This window comes from Paraglaciecola sp. (assembly GCF_030730205.1).
In the GTDB taxonomy this organism is placed as follows: domain Bacteria; phylum Pseudomonadota; class Gammaproteobacteria; order Enterobacterales; family Alteromonadaceae; genus Paraglaciecola.
The window spans coordinates 1-16,285 of record NZ_JANQVQ010000123.1 but is presented as its reverse complement, the minus strand read 5'-3'; the positions used below and the strand labels follow the sequence as shown (position 1 = coordinate 16,285).

Sequence of the window (16,285 nt, the reverse complement as noted above, 5' to 3'; positions counted from 1 at the left end):
CAACAGTATCGTGCCTGACATCGTTTAATTCACTGCTTGATTGCCACTTAGACTTTATTGCTGATGCATGAAAAAGCAAATTGTAAGACACGATAGTGGTTTCAATTAAGGCAATAGCCGTTAGCAAACTGTCGGCATGAATTTGCGGCTTTGTTTGGCCTTGCAATAAAGCGGATAAATCCGGTTTCACCGCGATAAATGTCGCGATAAACACCAACGCCAACAATATGACGAAAACCAGTAACATTTATTCAATGCAACAGTAGGCGCCAAACTACAAAATACGTGATGCAACTATCGCTAAGCCGATAACAGTATAAGATTTTTAACTAGCCAATCGTTTATCGTGCCTTAAGTCACTCTTCATCATCGTCTACCTGCGCTAACAGTTGTTTGTCGAGTTTTTTATTGGTTTGTACGCCAAGTTTTCTAAATTGCTCGGTTTGCCTGATTAGGTTACCTTTGCCCGTTGATAATTTATTCATGGCACTATCAAAGTTCTTCTGACTGGACTCTATCGCCTTACCTACCTTATCCATATCGGTTACAAAACCATGAAACTTATCATAAAGTTTGGCGGCATTTTCAGCTATAAGTTGAGCATTTTGATTTTGATACTCATACTGCCAAATGTTATTTATGGTGCGCAGGGCGACCAATAAATTGGTGGGGCTCACCAACATTATATTGTTATCGAAGGCTAATTTAAGAATGTCCGGCGCATGGTCTGCCGCTAATAAAAAGGCCGATTCTATGGGGATAAACAACAGCACGTAATCCAAACTGCGCAATCCTTTTAAGTCTTGGTAATCCTTTTTGCCCAACTCTTTGATGTGACTGCGCAATGAATTCACATGTTCTTTTAAATGTAATGCACGCGCTAATTCATCGTCTTGTTGATTGAAATAACGTTCGTAAGCCGCCAAAGACACTTTTGAGTCAATCACCACATCTTTGTCATTGGGTAGATGCACCACTACATCAGGTTGATAACTTTTACCTGCTTCATTTTTTAACGCAACTTGCGTGTCAAATTCATGGCCTTCCCGCAGACCTGATTCTTTGAGTATACGTTCAAGCACCACTTCGCCCCAATTACCTTGGGTTTTGTTATCGCCTTTTAGGGCTTTGGTTAGCGCCGCCGCATCTTGGGTGATCTGAAGATTTAACTCTTTCAGCCCCATGATCTCGGTTTTAAGTGAGGCTCTCTCCTGCCCTTCTTTTACATATTGATCGGTGACTTGACGCTTAAAACCCTCAATCTGCTCCTTTAAAGGCGACAGTAAACTGTCTAAGCCAGCTTTGCTGGCCTGACTAAATTTTTCGTGTTTTTGCTCAAATATCTTATTGGCTAAATTCTCGAATTGACCTTGCAAACGCTGCTCAGCTGACTCAAGCAACTGCAGTTTTTCTTGACTGGCGATTTGCTCTTGTTCAAAACGCGCCGCTTGAGATTCAAGCTGAGTACGCAGCTCTGCAGCTAATTGATTTGCTTGCTGGTATTGGTGTTGCCATTGCTGTTTTTCATGCTCTAACTGACTCATGCGCTCAACCTGTTGGCTTAACTGGCCTAATCGTTTTTGGTCAAGCATTTGCTGATTGCGTGCTTGGTTTTGCTGTTCGAGCAAAAGAACGAGTTGTTTATCTTGCTGGCTTATTTGATGTTGTAAGTGCTGTATTTCTTGCTCAGCTAAGGTTCGTTGTTGTGACAAACTATTTACCAAGTGCTTTTTAGCCATTAAACCTTTAACCAGCGCACCAAGCACACAGCCGAGAAGCACGAGCGCGGCGAGATAAACAAAAAGTAAGGGATCAGTGGATGCAGGTAAGTGTGGCATGTAAGACTCTTTTAAATAAAAGGAGAAACAGCAAGAACAAAGAAAAGAGGCCCGAGAAACAACAGTGGTTTACTCGGGCAAAAACAATAAAACTAATTACGCGTTTGCTTCAGCAATTTTGACTTTCCAAATAGCTGGGCCAGTTTCATGGGCATTAGCGCCCGTGCTATCAACCGCAACAGTGACTGGCATATCTTCCACTTCAAACTCATAAATGGCTTCCATTCCTAAATCTGCAAAGGCCACTACACGAGACTTTTTAATGGCCTTAGACACTAAATAAGCGGCGCCGCCCACAGCCATTAAATACACAGCTTGATGTTTAGCGATGCTTTTCACGGTTGCTGGACCACGCTCGGCCTTACCTATCATGCCGATCAAGCCTGTTTTTTCTAACATCATGTCAGTCCATTTATCCATTCGGGTAGCCGTAGTAGGACCTGCGGGTCCAACCACTTCAGAACCTACCGCATCAACAGGCCCAACGTAATATATAAAACGATTGGTTAAATCAACGCCTTCAGGCAAACCTTCACCATTTTCCATCATGGTTTGAATACGTTTATGAGCAGCATCACGGCCTGTCAACATCTTGCCAGACAACAGCACCGTCTCACCGACTTTCCATTGCTTGATATCTTCTTTGGTAACGGTATCTAAATTCACTCTACGAGTGTCGTTACTTACTTCCCATGTCACTTTTGGCCAGTCTTCTAATTTCGGAGGCTCAAAAGACGCAGGACCAGAACCATCAAGATGAAAATGCACATGGCGAGTTGCGGCACAGTTCGGGATCATCACCACTGGCTTTGACGCCGCATGGGTTGGCATTGACTTGATTTTAATATCAACCACAGTCGTTAAACCGCCCAAACCTTGAGCGCCAATACCCAGATCATTCACTTTTTTGAATATATCTAAGCGGAGTTTTTCTTCTGTTGTTTGCGCACCGCGCTCCATCAACTCGTGAATATCAACAGGATCCATTAAGCTTTCTTTGGCCAGCACACCGGCTTTTTCTGCCGTGCCACCAATACCTATGCCTAACATTCCTGGCGGACACCAACCCGCGCCCATAGTAGGCAATGTTTTCACTACCCACTCAGCAATATCATCACTGGGGTTTAGCATAACCATCTTAGATTTGTTTTCTGAGCCGCCGCCTTTGGCCGCGATCATCACTTCGATATGTGCGCCAGGCACCAAATCAATATGCACAACTGCCGGCGTATTGTCTTTAGTATTGGTACGTTTACCTGCGGGATCACTAACGATGGATGCTCTTAGAGGATTATCAGGATTTAAGTAAGCCCTGCGCGTACCTTCATCAACCATTTCTTGAACTGTTAAATCAGTCTTATCCCACTGCACTGCCATACCCACTTTAACAAAACAGGTTACAATACCGGTGTCTTGGCATAAAGGACGTTTGCCCTCAGCCGACATGCGCGAGTTAATTAAGATTTGCGCCATGGCGTCTTTGGCCGCCTGACTTTGTTCTTTGTCATAGGCTTTTTCAACTGCTTTGATGTAATCAAGTGGGTGGTAGTAAGAAATATATTGCAATGAATCTTCGATACTATCGATAAAGTCTTGCTGACGAATAACAGCCATAATTGCCTCTTAATATGCCAAGATGAATTGAACAACAATTGTCGTTCACAGGTTTAGGTTATGATAACCTCTGCAGAAAATTAGCTCCATGATAAATCAACACTTTTCAGTATTCTCTCTACACTTGTTTACCCTAAGTAATAGTGTTGTTTAATTAATATTCAGGTAATTGAAATAATTTATGTTGCAAACCCAAGTGCCTAAATTGGCCATTTATCCCTTAGCAATTCCTTCAACGGTCAAGCTCAGCACTCTTTTTAGCGCATTTTCAAGCCAAGCATGGTCCGTATTGCTTGACTCTGCGAATAGCCAACATATGGATGCCCGCTTCGATATTATGGTGGCAAACCCTGTCGCCACTATTATTAACAAACAGCAACAAAACACGGTTTGGCAAAAAGACCACGTAAGCTATCAAACCAACGACAACCCTCTTCATCTTATTCAAACCTTGCAGCAAGCGTACTTTAACCTTATTCCCACGACAGATGAGCAGTATGCTGAACTGCCTTTTTTAATCGGTGCGGTAGGCTATTTTGGTTATGACTTAAGCCACTGTTTTGAAAACTTACCTAAGCAAAAAATTACCGATTACCAAGCGCCAGATATGGCAGTAGGCATTTATACTTGGAGTGTCATCAAAGACCGTGTGAACGGCTTATTTTATCTTTGTGCTGCGGATCATTATCCTCACCCTGAGCCGCTATTTTTTGAGCAATTAGTGAAAAATGAAGGTAGCAAACCCTCTTTTAAATTAACGGGGGATTGGCAAGCAAACATGACCTCTGAATTTTATAAAGATCAATTGCAGCAAGTTGATGAATATCTGCGCGCTGGAGATTGCTACCAGATTAATTTTGCTCAACGTTTTAATGCACACTATGAAGGTGATGAATGGCACGCGTATTTGGCACTTACTGAAGCCAACAATGCGCCCTTTTCAGCGTTTATTCGCTTACCAGAATGCTGCATTTTAAGTATTTCGCCCGAGCGATTTTTGGCGGTTAAAAATGGCCACGTTGAGACTAAGCCAATCAAAGGTACTAGGCCACGCTCAGCCGATCCTGTAATTGATCAACAATCAATTGACCAGTTACTAAGCGCCGACAAAGACCGCGCAGAAAATTTGATGATTGTCGATCTCTTACGAAACGATTTAAGTAAGCATTGCAAGCCTCATACAGTAAAAGTACCTAAGTTGTTTGAAATAGAAAGCTTTGCTGCCGTGCACCACTTGGTCAGCACGGTCACAGGTGAATTAGCCAACGACAGCTCCATCTACGCCCTTTTTCAAGGTGCATTTCCAGGCGGCTCAATCACTGGCGCTCCCAAAATTAGGGCCATGCAAATCATCAATAAACTTGAGCCTAATGAACGCAATATTTACTGCGGCAGTATCGGCTATTTTGGCTTTCGTGAGGATATGGACACCAGTATTTGTATTCGCACCTTGTTGTGCGAAAACGGTAACATTTATTGCTGGGCAGGTGGCGGTATTGTGCTTGACTCAGTGCCTGGAGATGAATACCAAGAGAGCCTTGATAAAGTTGCAAAAATATTGCCTATACTCGCCAGCTTAGAGTAAGGTAAGGCATAATCATTGAAGTTAGTATGTGATGAATAAGCAGCAGTTTCTCAATCAATTTCACCATATCAGACAAGTGACCGCTGAACACGACTTTCCTTTAAAAGAGGCCGGGCGCCCTGCCTCTGTTCTTATTCCGATAGTTGAATATCCCGACAGTTTAAACGTGATTTTTACCGTGCGTGCTGCTCATTTAAAACACCATGGTGGACAGATCAGTTTCCCAGGAGGCAAACAAGAACCCACCGATAAAAATTTACTCCACACAGCGCTGCGTGAAACCTACGAAGAGATTGGTATTTTTCCTGAGCAAGTAGAAATTATCGGCCAGTTGCCCCTGTATCGCACCATTAGTCGTTATGAGGTTGTGCCTTTCATCGGTTTTGTTCAGCCGCCCATTCAATTGCTACTTGATCATAATGAAGTAGCACAAACTTTTGAAGTACCGCTAAGCTATTTATTGGATCAAAATAATCATCTTATTCATTGGGTTAAACGTAAAAACGCCCATTACCCTGTTTATTTTATTCCCTGGCAAGATAAAAACATTTGGGGGGCAACAGCTGCTTTTATACGCAATTTAACCAATCACTTTTACATTGAATAGCAACTATTCTTTACGCCTAGGGCTGAACGACTATCACCTTGTCATTGCGCAGGTTATTGTCGGCTCATCATATTCCGCGCACAATTAGTTAATTAAAGGATGTGAAGAAATTTTATGATCAGTGTGTTTGATATGTTTAGTATTGGTATCGGCCCCTCTAGTTCTCATACAGTTGGCCCGATGCGCGCAGCAAAAGCTTTTTGTGACGCTTTACAAGAAGCGGGTCTATTGGAAAAAACCAGCGAAGTCAGAACTGAGTTGTTTGGCTCTTTAGGCCAAACCGGTAAGGGCCACGGAACCGGTAAAGCCGTTATTTTAGGTTTACTAGGCCATGCACCTGAAACCATTGATAGCTCCCTCGTAGATGGCTACTTAAGTGACATCCAGCAGAGCCAGACCTTACTGCTCAATGGTCTTAAATACATTGACTTTCCATCAGATGGAGCTGTCATTTTTCATCGTCGCAAAACGTTAAAACAACATGCCAATGGTATGACCATACACGCTATGCATGGTAAGGACGTGTTATTTTCACAAACTTACTTTTCAATTGGTGGCGGCTTTATCATTCGCGAACAAGATTTCGCTGAGCAAAAAGTAGCAGCCCTCTTACACGAAGAACAAAAAGTGCCTTTTGATTTTTCCAGTGCCGCAGAGCTACTGTCTATTTGCAAAGAAAATGGCTTTAGCATCAGTTCGTTAATGATGAAAAACGAGCAAGTATTTCAAGCAAAAGCCGAAATCATCAAAAAGCTGTGGCACATTTGGCAGGTCATGTATGAGTGTGTGCAAGTGGGGATCAATAGCGAAGGCATATTGCCGGGCGGCTTAAAAGTCACACGACGCGCCCCAGGTTTATATCGTCGTTTGCAAAGTGAACAAACAGCTGACCCTATGGTTGCTATGGATTGGGTGAATTTATTTGCGCTGGCGGTTAACGAGGAAAACGCTGCCGGAGGCCGTGTTGTTACCGCGCCCACCAATGGCGCGGCAGGGATTATTCCTGCCGTGCTTTGTTACTTTAACAAGTTTGTTAGACCCGTAGACCAAGAAATTGTCACACGCTATTTATTAACCGCTGCGGCCATCGGTATTTTATATAAAAAGAATGCGTCAATTTCTGGTGCCGAAGTAGGCTGTCAAGGTGAAGTGGGTGTTGCATGTTCGATGGCTGCGGGCGCCCTTACTGAAATTTTGGGCGGCTCTGTGGATTCAGTAGAAAATGCCGCCGAAATAGGCATGGAGCATAACTTAGGCCTAACTTGCGATCCTGTTGGTGGATTGGTGCAAGTTCCTTGTATAGAGCGCAATGCCATGGGTGCTATCAAGGCAATCAATGCTTCACGCTTGGCACTGAGAGGCAGCGGCCAACACAAAGTATCTTTAGATAAAGTGATCAAAACCATGTGGGATACAGGCAATGATATGAAATCAAAATACAAAGAAACCGCTCGTGGTGGATTGGCAGTTAATATTATTGAGTGTTGATAAAAGTAGCGAAGCCCTGCGCAGCATGGTTCAACAACACATAATAACGCTAAGGCAATGAAAAACGGCGTCTTTTTAAGCAAAGACGCCGTTTTCTGTTTTACTCTTTGCTTTTAGCTTACTAGGCGAAAAGACAGGCTACACGCTATTTTCACTTAACGGGTAGCGTTAAGCCTTTAAACATTTTTTCTACTTCTTCATTATTTTTCAACATCATGGCTTTTTCTACCACTGATTTTGTTAAATGAGGGGCAAAACGTTCAATAAAATCATACATATAACTGCGCAAGAACGAACCTTTTCTGAAACCGATTTTAGTCGTACTGTATTCAAATAGGTGACTTGCATCGATTTTAACCAAATCAGAATCTAATTTTTCATCGACCGCCATAGACGCGATAACACCAATACCCACACCTAAACGGACATAGGTTTTGATAACGTCTGCATCCGTTGCAGTGAAGACAATTTTTGGATCAAGGCCTGCTTTACTAAAAGCATGATCCAGTTCTGACCGACCAGTAAAGCCAAAAACGTAGGTCACCAGCGGGTATTTGGCGATGTCTTCAATTTCAATCGTGGTTTTTTTGGCAAGCGGGTGATCGCGATTCACGATGATACTGCGGTTCCAGTGGTAACATGGCAACATCACCAAATCGTTATATAAATGCAAAGCTTCGGTTGCAATAGCGAAATCAGCTTCGCCTTTAGCGGCCAAATCACTAATCTGTGACGGCGTGCCCTGATGCATGTGCAGTGAAACGCGGCTGTATTTGTTCATGAACCCTTTAATCACATCAGGCAAGGCGTAACGTGCTTGAGTGTGGGTCGTGGCAATATTTAACTTACCTTGATCAGGCAGCGTATGCTCACGCGATACCGCTTTGATACTTTCTACTTTGGCCAGAATTTCTCGTGAAATATTAATAACGTCTTGGCCTGCATCCGTCACATGCGTCAGGTGTTTACCGCTACGGCCAAAAATCTGTACACCAAGTTCGTCCTCCAACATCCTAACTTGCTTACTAATACCGGGCTGAGAGGTATATAAGCTTTCTGCTGTGGCGGAAACATTGAGGTTATTGTTTAAGACCTCAACGATATATCGAAGTTGTTGTAATTTCATGGCGGAGCCTTGCTGTTGACCTGCGGGGATTCTTTATACTTAAAGGTTATATAACGACGACAAAATGAATTCCATATTATTTTAACAAATCACCCTATTTATTCTTAAATAATTTATTTTGAATTTTAAAAATAGAGCAACGAAAAACGCTTTTCATGTTAAAAGATGGTATAAATCGTTGTTATGTCAAGAATACTCCAGTTATATGCTAGTGTATTCATCGAACTGAAAATTAATTAATTTTGCCCATGAAAAATACTGACAACAGCATAGATTTCGCCACAGTGCTAGCCTCAGCAGTACATGATATGAAAAACTCACTGTGCTTGCTTATGCAATCTATTGAAGATTTATCTGAGTCAATTGGCCATGAAAACCAAACTTCAGCTCATCATCTGGCATCTGCACATTATGAAGCATCAAGATTGAATACTGGTCTAGTTCAGCTTCTATCTCTTTACCGTGCAGGATTAAACAGTTTGCCGGTAAATATCGATCAGCACTATTTAGAAGATATAGTTGATGAAATATTGGCAACCAATGAAAGCTATTTACAGCACAAAAAAATTAATTTAAAAGTAGAGCAGACAGACAATTTGGCTTGGTTCTTTGATGCAGATTTAATCTGTATCTTGCTTAACGACATGCTTATTAATGCAATGCGTTACAGTAAGCACAATATTTTGCTGCGGGTTTACAGTGAAAATGAAAGCTTAGTTTTTACTGTAGAAGACGATGGCCCTGGCTATCCTGAATCGATGTTGGCAGCGATGGAAATTACCATGCAACATTTTGATATTAGTCAGGGTAGAACAGGACTCGGCCTGTTCTTTGCCCGCTTAATTGCGCAAGCACATACAAAAGATGAAAAGCAAGGCGCTATTAGCTTAGAAAACGGTGGATCATTAGGCGGTAGCGTATTTACGCTAAAGTTACCCTAGGGTTGTTACGATAACCTATTGATAATAACAATATTTAGGCATGAGCCTTAATGAGAATTAATACGTGTTCCCTATAATAGTCATTTTAATTATTGCCTTGGTTTTGATTGCCGTTGTAGTCAATGCAATCCAGCAACACCGCAATAAAGTCGAGCTTGAACGACGCAATGAATTAGCCAAACATAAGTCTTTGGTTGATGACACTGAAGCGACGCTTTTGGCAGCTCAGCATATTCCAGTGACTCAGCGTCTTCTTTACATATTGCAGCGTCGAACCTTATTTAGTCTTAAAATGATTGAGCATTTACAGCCCACCGCCACGGATATAAAAGAACGCATTAAATCCTACGAAGCTACTTTAAAGGCCTTAAACGTTGAACAAGCACCTCCCTCAGATGACGCTTTCCAATTGCCACAAAACGACAAGCAAGTTGTACTGTTTATTCGTGGTATTAAAAATATGCGCGCAGTGCTACGTTCAGAATTTAAACGGGGCAAAGTAGACAGCCGTGTATTTGTGCAAGAGGATAAATTGCTTGAGCGTTTACAGTTGCGCGCTAACGTCGATACTCTGATTAGACGGGGCGATGTCGCCATTAAAAACAATCAAATGGGCTCTGCCAGACAATGTTTAGAAAAAGCCATTGGCGCCTTAGCAGCCCAACCAAACCAAGATGATTATACCATCACTCGTCAAGCCCAATTAGAAGAGCAATTGCGTGGTATACAAGATTCATTGCGCAGTGCCAATAGTAAAGACGTCAAAAAGAAACAAGAATCTGAGCGTAATGAACTCGATGAATTATTTGCCCAGAAGAAAAAATGGTAGGCAATAAGACTCAGTGAAAAGACTGAATATTGTCTATTACCCATTGCCAAAATGCCTCTCCTGCTGCAGACAAATTTCGCCGACTCGATTGAATCATGCCCACCTGTTTACTCAAACCACTATTTTTTAACTCTAGCGAATGCATACCTGAGCCTAACATCTGTTGTTTACATAAACATGGCACCACCGACACCCCTAGCCCATGGCTAACAAATTGTCCCAATGTCGCTAATTGACCAGCCTCGGCCACCACATTTAAACTAAAGCCAAGCTCTTGCACATGACGCTCTATCCATCCGCGCATCGCTGAATCTTTATTCATCGCAACAAAAGGATATGCCACGATATCTTGCCACTCAATATTTTCGAGCTTCGATAAAGGATGCTGACTTGGAAAAATCACCATAAAATGATCTGTAAATAACGGAAAGAAAATCGTGCCTTCTTGGCGCTCGTGTTCAAAGGTAAAGCCAATTTCTACCCTTCCTTCGCGCACTTCTTTATAGACAGATTCCATAACAATATCCGCTATGGATAACTTGATATTGGGAAACTGAACTTGATACAGCTGCAGTATCTTTGGCAGTTGTCCGGCTGCAAAAGACGGCATAGCAGCTATTGCTAATTTACCTCGCCCCAACGAAAATAGAGTATGCAAGTCAGCGAAAGCTTCCTCCCAGTCATTCATCAATCTTAATGCAACAGGTAAAAATACGGCGCCCTCAGGACTGAGTTCAACCTTGCGGGTGGTGCGAGTAAATAAGGTACCACCCAGTTCAGTTTCCATTTTTTTAATCGCGCTTGATAACGCAGGTTGGGTAATAAACATTTTTTCAGCAGCTTCAGCAAAGGTTGCACACTTAGCAACACAAATGAAGGCCTGTAGTTGTCGATTAGAAATATTCATTTTATTAATAGATTTTATTTATCAATTCACTCATTAAATTAATTTTACTATTATTTTTTAGCATTTACACTGTATTAACAAATTAATAATTGGATCACGACATGGCTGGATTTAATAAAGTTGTTCACTCATACGCTGAAGCAATGGCGGGCTTAGAAAATAACATGACCATCATCGCCGGTGGCTTTGGACTATGCGGCATTCCTGAAGGTTTAATCGCTCAAATAAAAACCATGGGGACGACAGGACTCACCGTAGTATCGAATAACTGTGGTGTCGACGGTTTTGGTTTGGGTCTGTTACTTGAACAAAAACAAATCAAAAAAATGATTTCATCTTATGTAGGTGAGAATGCCTTGTTTGAACAGCAATTACTCAACGGCGAACTTGAGGTTGAACTTACCCCACAAGGCACTCTTGCTGAAAAAATGCGAGCAGGTGGTGCGGGTATTCCGGCTTTCTATACCGCCACCGGGTACGGCACCCCCGTAAGCGAAGGCAAAGAAGTCAGAGAATTTAACGGCCGCCCCTACATTATGGAAGAGTCGATTACCGGAGACTTTGCCATTGTAAAAGCTTGGAAGGCCGACCGTTATGGCAACTGTGTTTACCGCCATACGGCACAAAACTTCAACCCCATGGCTGCCACAGCGGGTAAAATTACCGTACTGGAAGTTGAAGAACTTGTCGAACCCGGTGAACTATCACCGAGTCAAATTCATACGCCAGGCATCTACGTTGACCGCGTTATTGTGGGTCAGTTCGAAAAACGCATTGAACGCAAAGTTCTTTCTTCATCACTGTAAAAAGAGGTAAATCCAATGGCATTAAATAGAGAACAAATCGCCAAACGTGTCGCCCAAGAATTTTGTGATGGAGACTACATTAACCTTGGCATCGGCATCCCTACTCTGGCAGCTAACTATGTACCAAAAGGCATTGAGGTGATGTTACAGTCAGAAAATGGCTTACTCGGAATGGGGGCTTACCCCACAGAAGAGCAAGTTGATGCTGACATGATCAACGCCGGTAAAGAAACCGTCACTGCAGCCACGGGCGCATCAATTTTTAGCTCAGCTGAAAGTTTTGCCATGATCCGTGGCGGTCATGTTGACTTGACCGTACTCGGTGCCTTTGAAGTCGATAGCCAAGGTAATATTGCATCGTGGATGATTCCCGGCAAACTAATTAAAGGTATGGGCGGAGCAATGGATCTAGTGGCTGGTGCGCGCAATATTATTGTCACCATGACCCACGCCGATAAACATGGTAATTCGAAATTACTTGAAGCCTGCACGTTACCGCTAACTGGGGTTAATTGTATTAATCGTATTATCACTGATTTAGCGGTACTAGAGGTAAAAGACGGCGCATTTCATCTACTCGAACGAGCACCTGGTGTGTCAGTGGAAGAAATCGTTAGTAAAACTGCTGGCAAATTAATAGTGAAAGAGACCACCCCAGAGATGCAAGTGTAAAATTAGCTCCCCCTAAGGGGCGTTTGCTGAGTATAATTGCAATATTGACGATATAGAGATAGATCTTTTGCAATTTACTGACTTACCGCTGCACCATTCATTATTAAAAGCATTGGATCTCAAAGGCCTAACCGAACCGACTGAGATCCAACAACTTGCTATCCCTTATGGCTTAATGGGCCGTGACCTTATCGCCTCATCTAAAACAGGCTCAGGCAAAACCTTAGCGTTTTTATTACCAGCGGTTCACCGCGCATTAACCAAACCGGCATTAAGTCGCAGAGATCCAAGAGTATTAATCTTAGCGCCTACTCGCGAGCTAGCGAAACAGGTGTTTCTGCAATTAAAGGGCTTGTTGGGCAAGCAATCGCTGCGAGCTGCATTGGTTTTAGGTGGCGAGAATTTTAATGACCAAGTGAAAGCGTTAAAACACTACCCGCATTTTATTGTGGGTACGGCTGGACGAATTGCAGACCACATTGCCGGCAAGTCTTTATATTTAAATGGTTTAGAACTTCTGATAATGGATGAAGCTGATCGCATGCTCGATTTAGGTTTTGCTCCTCAATTAAAATTGATCGACAAAGCAGCCGATCACAGAAAACGCCAAACCATGATGTTTTCTGCCACTTTAGACAGTGCCGAGTTACATCACCTCACGCAAACCTTACTCAAAGCGCCGCAAAGAATTAGCGTTGGCTCGTCCGGTGAAGAACATACCGATATCCAACAACGTTTCTACTTTGCCGATAACGTGAGGCATAAAGAAGCACTGCTGAGCAAAGTCATTACCGAGAAAACCTATCGTCAAATTATCATTTTTACCGCTACACGTACTGATACCGAACGTTTATCAAGCCTATTAAACGAGCAAGGTATGCACAGCATCGCGCTAAGCGGTGATTTAAGCCAATCACAACGCAGCAATATCATGAATGAGTTTAGCCGTGGCCAACAACACATTCTAGTTACCACTGATATTGCCTCCAGAGGCTTAGATCTCCTTAATGTCTCTCTGGTAGTGAATTTTGACTTGCCCAAATTGGCAGATGAATATGTGCATCGAGTTGGTCGTACTGGCCGTGCAGGTAACAAAGGCCAAGCAGTATCGTTTATTGGCCCAAAAGATTGGTCTAGCTTTGTGGAAATTAAAGGCTTGTTAAATCAGAGCATTGAATTGAGCGAAATAGAAGGCCTCGTCGCTAAATTTAAGGGTCCACGGGTGCCTAAAGCCAAAGCCGCTTTAGGTCCACACGATCCCACTAAAAAATCAGTTCAAAGCGAGCAGAAAAAGGCAGCAAGACCTGCGCAAAAACGGGTAAATACGATGCAAGGTGTTGATGCAGGGCTTACCCCACCAAAACGTAAACCCAGAGCGAAAGTCGAAGACATTGAACAAGACGACGAAGAAGAATAAAAAAAGGCGGATTAACCAACAGGATAATCCGCCTTTTTCTTAATCGTGTATCGCTCGCGCTCAGTTCCAGTGCTCAGTAAAATCAAAACTGCTTTTGGAAGGTCGACTAATAGGATCGGCATTACTGGTGCCAACATATAAAAAACCAACGATTTCGTCTTGCTCTTTTAAACCAAAAGCGTCTTTCACGACTTTACTTTGCGCATATATACCCGTGCGCCATACATTGTCGTAACCCTGTGCTTTAGCCGCTAACTGCATCGCGTAAGCAGCACAACTTGCAGAAGCGACTTGTTCGACCCACGGTACCTTTTCATGTTCTTGTATTTGAGCAATAACAGCGATAACCATAGGCGCTCTAAGCGGCAATTGTGGAGCTCGAAGCACTTCTTTTTCACTGAGTTGCTCATCAAGTGCAGCTTGTTCAAATACATTACCTAAGCGTGTTAAACCAGCCTCTTGACACACTACAAACTTCCAAGGCGTTAAGCTCGCATGGTCTGGCACGCGCATCGCTGCGTGAATAATATTTTGCAGTTCTTGCTCATTAGGCGCCGGTTTTTGCAATCGTGGCTGCGATGTTCTGTTGAGTAATAAATCCAAAGCTTGCATAAAAACTCCCAATAAAGCTAAGCGTTACACTAATAAGTATGAGGAGTAAGACGCTGTCGATCAAACAAAATTCAACATCTATGGAGGAAAACTACCGCACATCCTTTCTTAACAAATAATCGGCACTGACTTATCGACCGCCTCAGTGAAAAATAACGACTGCAGCATAATGGAGTAACAAGCCGCAAACTTAACGCCATTAAAGTTGGAAGAGGTAAACCCACACCGTACTGACCGTTACCAAACCACTCCACTATTATATTAAAACCAATCAGCTTGTTATAGTGCGAGGTAGAGCCTAAATAATTAAGATGCCCCCTCTAGCACGAGGGTTTTATCTAGGGCTTTTTGCCACAGTTTGTAAAAACGTACAATATGCATGCTTTCTACCAATTAGACTCACTTGAAGGTTAAGAAAACCTTTGAAGTAAAAAAATTTCAGATAACATCTGATTATTATGACGCTTAGGTAAATCTCGCACGCATATTGCTATAGAAAAACATTCATGGCTTTTTTGTTGAGTAACACCACTAATGCAAAACTTTTTCTTACTATTCATCGCTGCATCTATCTTGCAAGGCTGTTCAAATTTACGCTTTGATGGCGCCGAAACCAGTTCAAACCAAGGTCAACAACAAGACTCAAACACGCCTAAGCCGCAATTTATGCACTTTTACGTAGAGCAACTCACTCGGCAACTGTTGGCAACGTCCAATAATATTGATCAGAAAAAATCCATTGCTGTCGGCACAATTTTACCTTCTACCTTAAAAAGCGGAAATAATCTGCCAGCTGACCCACAATTTGGCCTACAAATACAGGAGAGCCTGCTCACTTTGGTCACACAAGCAGGATTAAGCGTAATTGAATACAAAACCATGCCCTCGATTAAAATTGGCAGTCAACATGACGTGATGTTAAGCAGAGACATTGAAACGTTAAACTCGCAAGTGAATGCAGACTATTTTCTAACCGGCACCTATACCGCAATGGAAGAGAGCACTATGGTAAACTTGAGGCTGATCGAGGTGCCATCAAACAAAGTAGTAGCGGCCGCCACAGACTACATTCCTGCAGATGCCATGTGGAGTAAAACGAAAGTCAGTTTAAAAAATAATCATATTTATCGCGCTGCCTATTAAGCCTTAATATCGACCATCAACAGCACGATTGAAAGTGTACAATTGATAAGGTTTATGTAGCAGCAATAAGCGGCATGGGTGCGCCACTGTGAAATCGAAATGCATCGTCGGGATCTTCAATCAGCTGAGTTTCTATGGAGCCAAAAAACTTAACTCGCTCACTAATATCTTGGCCGGAAATTCTATCTGCTAAGTCTAAATAATCTTGAAAATGCCGAGCTTCAGAGCGTAGTAAAGACACATAAAATTTGTTTAGTTCATCATCCAAATAGGGCGCTAATTTAGCAAAACGTTCGCAAGAACGGGCTTCTATATATGCACCACAAATTAATTTATCAATTAATGCCGCTGGCTCATGGGTACGTACATGTTTCATCATTCCTTTCGCGTATCGCCCAGCCCTGACATTCGTGTATTCAATCCCCCTAGCCGTCATAATATCTAACACCTGCTGAAAATGATGCAACTCTTCTTTTATCAGTAACACCATTTTATCCACTAAATCTGCACCAAAGCTCACATCGTCACGGGCTTTAATCGCTTTTGACAATCCAGAATGTTTGCCAGTAAAACTGCCTTCAAAATCACGTCGATAAACAAAGTCTTCATAGGGTTTTAACCAAGCCAACAAAGCCTCGCCATTGCTCTTATCAACCGCATACCGACGAATTAAGAACAAGGCTGTCTGCGCGGCTTTAAG

Annotated in this window: 16 protein-coding genes; 9 read left to right on the top strand and 7 right to left on the bottom strand. The window is 42.6% G+C overall.

Annotated features, from left to right (window positions below):
* From NWQ57_RS08780 to NWQ57_RS08770, 3 genes are all read right to left on the bottom strand, one after another.
* A partial coding sequence (locus NWQ57_RS08780; protein WP_306021773.1) for a divalent metal cation transporter occupies nucleotides 1-247 on the bottom strand: 247 nt, incomplete at its 3' end.
* A 109-nt stretch (nucleotides 248-356) separates the two neighbouring features.
* The gene (gene rmuC / locus NWQ57_RS08775; RefSeq protein ID WP_306021772.1) at nucleotides 357-1,838 is read right to left on the bottom strand and encodes a DNA recombination protein RmuC; all 1,482 of its coding nucleotides are present in this window, start codon (nucleotides 1,836-1,838) and stop codon (nucleotides 357-359) included.
* Nucleotides 1,839-1,934: 96 nt separating this feature from the next.
* A complete protein-coding gene (locus NWQ57_RS08770) occupies nucleotides 1,935-3,452 on the bottom strand; it encodes a fumarate hydratase (RefSeq protein WP_306021771.1) in 1,518 nt (505 codons plus the stop codon).
* Nucleotides 3,453-3,633: 181 nt separating this feature from the next.
* Here NWQ57_RS08770 and pabB point away from each other — a divergent pair, with 181 nt between their 5' ends.
* The 3 genes from pabB to NWQ57_RS08755 all read left to right on the top strand — a co-directional run bounded on the left by pabB (nucleotide 3,634) and on the right by NWQ57_RS08755 (nucleotide 7,132).
* Nucleotides 3,634-5,037 (top strand): aminodeoxychorismate synthase component I, encoded by a 1,404-nt coding sequence (gene pabB, locus NWQ57_RS08765; RefSeq protein WP_306021770.1) that lies wholly within the window; start codon nucleotides 3,634-3,636, stop codon nucleotides 5,035-5,037.
* 31 nt (nucleotides 5,038-5,068) lie between these two features.
* Nucleotides 5,069-5,644 carry a CoA pyrophosphatase gene (locus NWQ57_RS08760; protein WP_306021769.1) on the top strand — a complete coding sequence of 192 codons (576 nt, stop codon included), beginning with the start codon at nucleotides 5,069-5,071 and terminating at the stop codon, nucleotides 5,642-5,644.
* Nucleotides 5,645-5,758: 114 nt separating this feature from the next.
* A complete protein-coding gene (locus tag NWQ57_RS08755) occupies nucleotides 5,759-7,132 on the top strand; it encodes an L-serine ammonia-lyase (protein WP_306021768.1) in 1,374 nt (457 codons plus the stop codon).
* Nucleotides 7,133-7,283: 151 nt separating this feature from the next.
* Here NWQ57_RS08755 and cysB read toward each other — a convergent pair whose 3' ends face one another.
* Nucleotides 7,284-8,258 carry an HTH-type transcriptional regulator CysB gene (gene cysB / locus NWQ57_RS08750; protein WP_306021767.1) on the bottom strand — a complete coding sequence of 325 codons (975 nt, stop codon included), beginning with the start codon at nucleotides 8,256-8,258 and terminating at the stop codon, nucleotides 7,284-7,286.
* Nucleotides 8,259-8,506: 248 nt separating this feature from the next.
* Here cysB and NWQ57_RS08745 point away from each other — a divergent pair, with 248 nt between their 5' ends.
* Together NWQ57_RS08745 and NWQ57_RS08740 are read left to right on the top strand one after the other, a co-directional pair.
* The gene (locus NWQ57_RS08745; RefSeq protein ID WP_306021766.1) at nucleotides 8,507-9,199 is read left to right on the top strand and encodes a sensor histidine kinase KdpD; all 693 of its coding nucleotides are present in this window, start codon (nucleotides 8,507-8,509) and stop codon (nucleotides 9,197-9,199) included.
* 64 nt (nucleotides 9,200-9,263) lie between these two features.
* Nucleotides 9,264-10,028: a hypothetical protein gene (locus NWQ57_RS08740; protein WP_306021765.1), complete on the top strand. Its 765-nt coding sequence runs from the start codon at nucleotides 9,264-9,266 to the stop codon at nucleotides 10,026-10,028.
* Between the two features lie 10 nt (nucleotides 10,029-10,038).
* Here the strand turns inward: NWQ57_RS08740 and NWQ57_RS08735 are convergent, their stop codons facing one another.
* Nucleotides 10,039-10,935, bottom strand: coding sequence for a LysR family transcriptional regulator (locus NWQ57_RS08735; RefSeq protein WP_306021764.1), 897 nt, complete (start codon nucleotides 10,933-10,935; stop codon nucleotides 10,039-10,041).
* Nucleotides 10,936-11,036: 101 nt separating this feature from the next.
* Here NWQ57_RS08735 and NWQ57_RS08730 point away from each other — a divergent pair, with 101 nt between their 5' ends.
* The 3 genes from NWQ57_RS08730 to NWQ57_RS08720 all read left to right on the top strand — a co-directional run bounded on the left by NWQ57_RS08730 (nucleotide 11,037) and on the right by NWQ57_RS08720 (nucleotide 13,830).
* On the top strand, nucleotides 11,037-11,741 hold the full coding sequence (locus tag NWQ57_RS08730; protein ID WP_306021763.1) for a CoA transferase subunit A: 705 nt from the start codon (nucleotides 11,037-11,039) through the stop codon (nucleotides 11,739-11,741).
* Nucleotides 11,742-11,756: 15 nt separating this feature from the next.
* Nucleotides 11,757-12,413: a CoA transferase subunit B gene (locus tag NWQ57_RS08725; protein WP_306021762.1), complete on the top strand. Its 657-nt coding sequence runs from the start codon at nucleotides 11,757-11,759 to the stop codon at nucleotides 12,411-12,413.
* A gap of 67 nt (nucleotides 12,414-12,480) precedes the next feature.
* Nucleotides 12,481-13,830 carry a DEAD/DEAH box helicase gene (locus tag NWQ57_RS08720; RefSeq protein WP_306021761.1) on the top strand — a complete coding sequence of 450 codons (1,350 nt, stop codon included), beginning with the start codon at nucleotides 12,481-12,483 and terminating at the stop codon, nucleotides 13,828-13,830.
* A 60-nt stretch (nucleotides 13,831-13,890) separates the two neighbouring features.
* Here NWQ57_RS08720 and NWQ57_RS08715 read toward each other — a convergent pair whose 3' ends face one another.
* Complete coding sequence (locus tag NWQ57_RS08715; RefSeq protein WP_306021760.1) at nucleotides 13,891-14,442, bottom strand: NAD(P)H nitroreductase; 552 nt, start codon at nucleotides 14,440-14,442, stop codon at nucleotides 13,891-13,893.
* A gap of 534 nt (nucleotides 14,443-14,976) precedes the next feature.
* Here NWQ57_RS08715 and NWQ57_RS08710 point away from each other — a divergent pair.
* Nucleotides 14,977-15,585, top strand: coding sequence for a FlgO family outer membrane protein (locus NWQ57_RS08710; protein ID WP_306021759.1), 609 nt, complete (start codon nucleotides 14,977-14,979; stop codon nucleotides 15,583-15,585).
* A 52-nt stretch (nucleotides 15,586-15,637) separates the two neighbouring features.
* Here the strand turns inward: NWQ57_RS08710 and miaE are convergent.
* Nucleotides 15,638-16,285 (bottom strand): tRNA isopentenyl-2-thiomethyl-A-37 hydroxylase MiaE (miaE, locus tag NWQ57_RS08705; protein ID WP_306021758.1); only part of this gene is annotated, 648 nt, incomplete at its 5' end.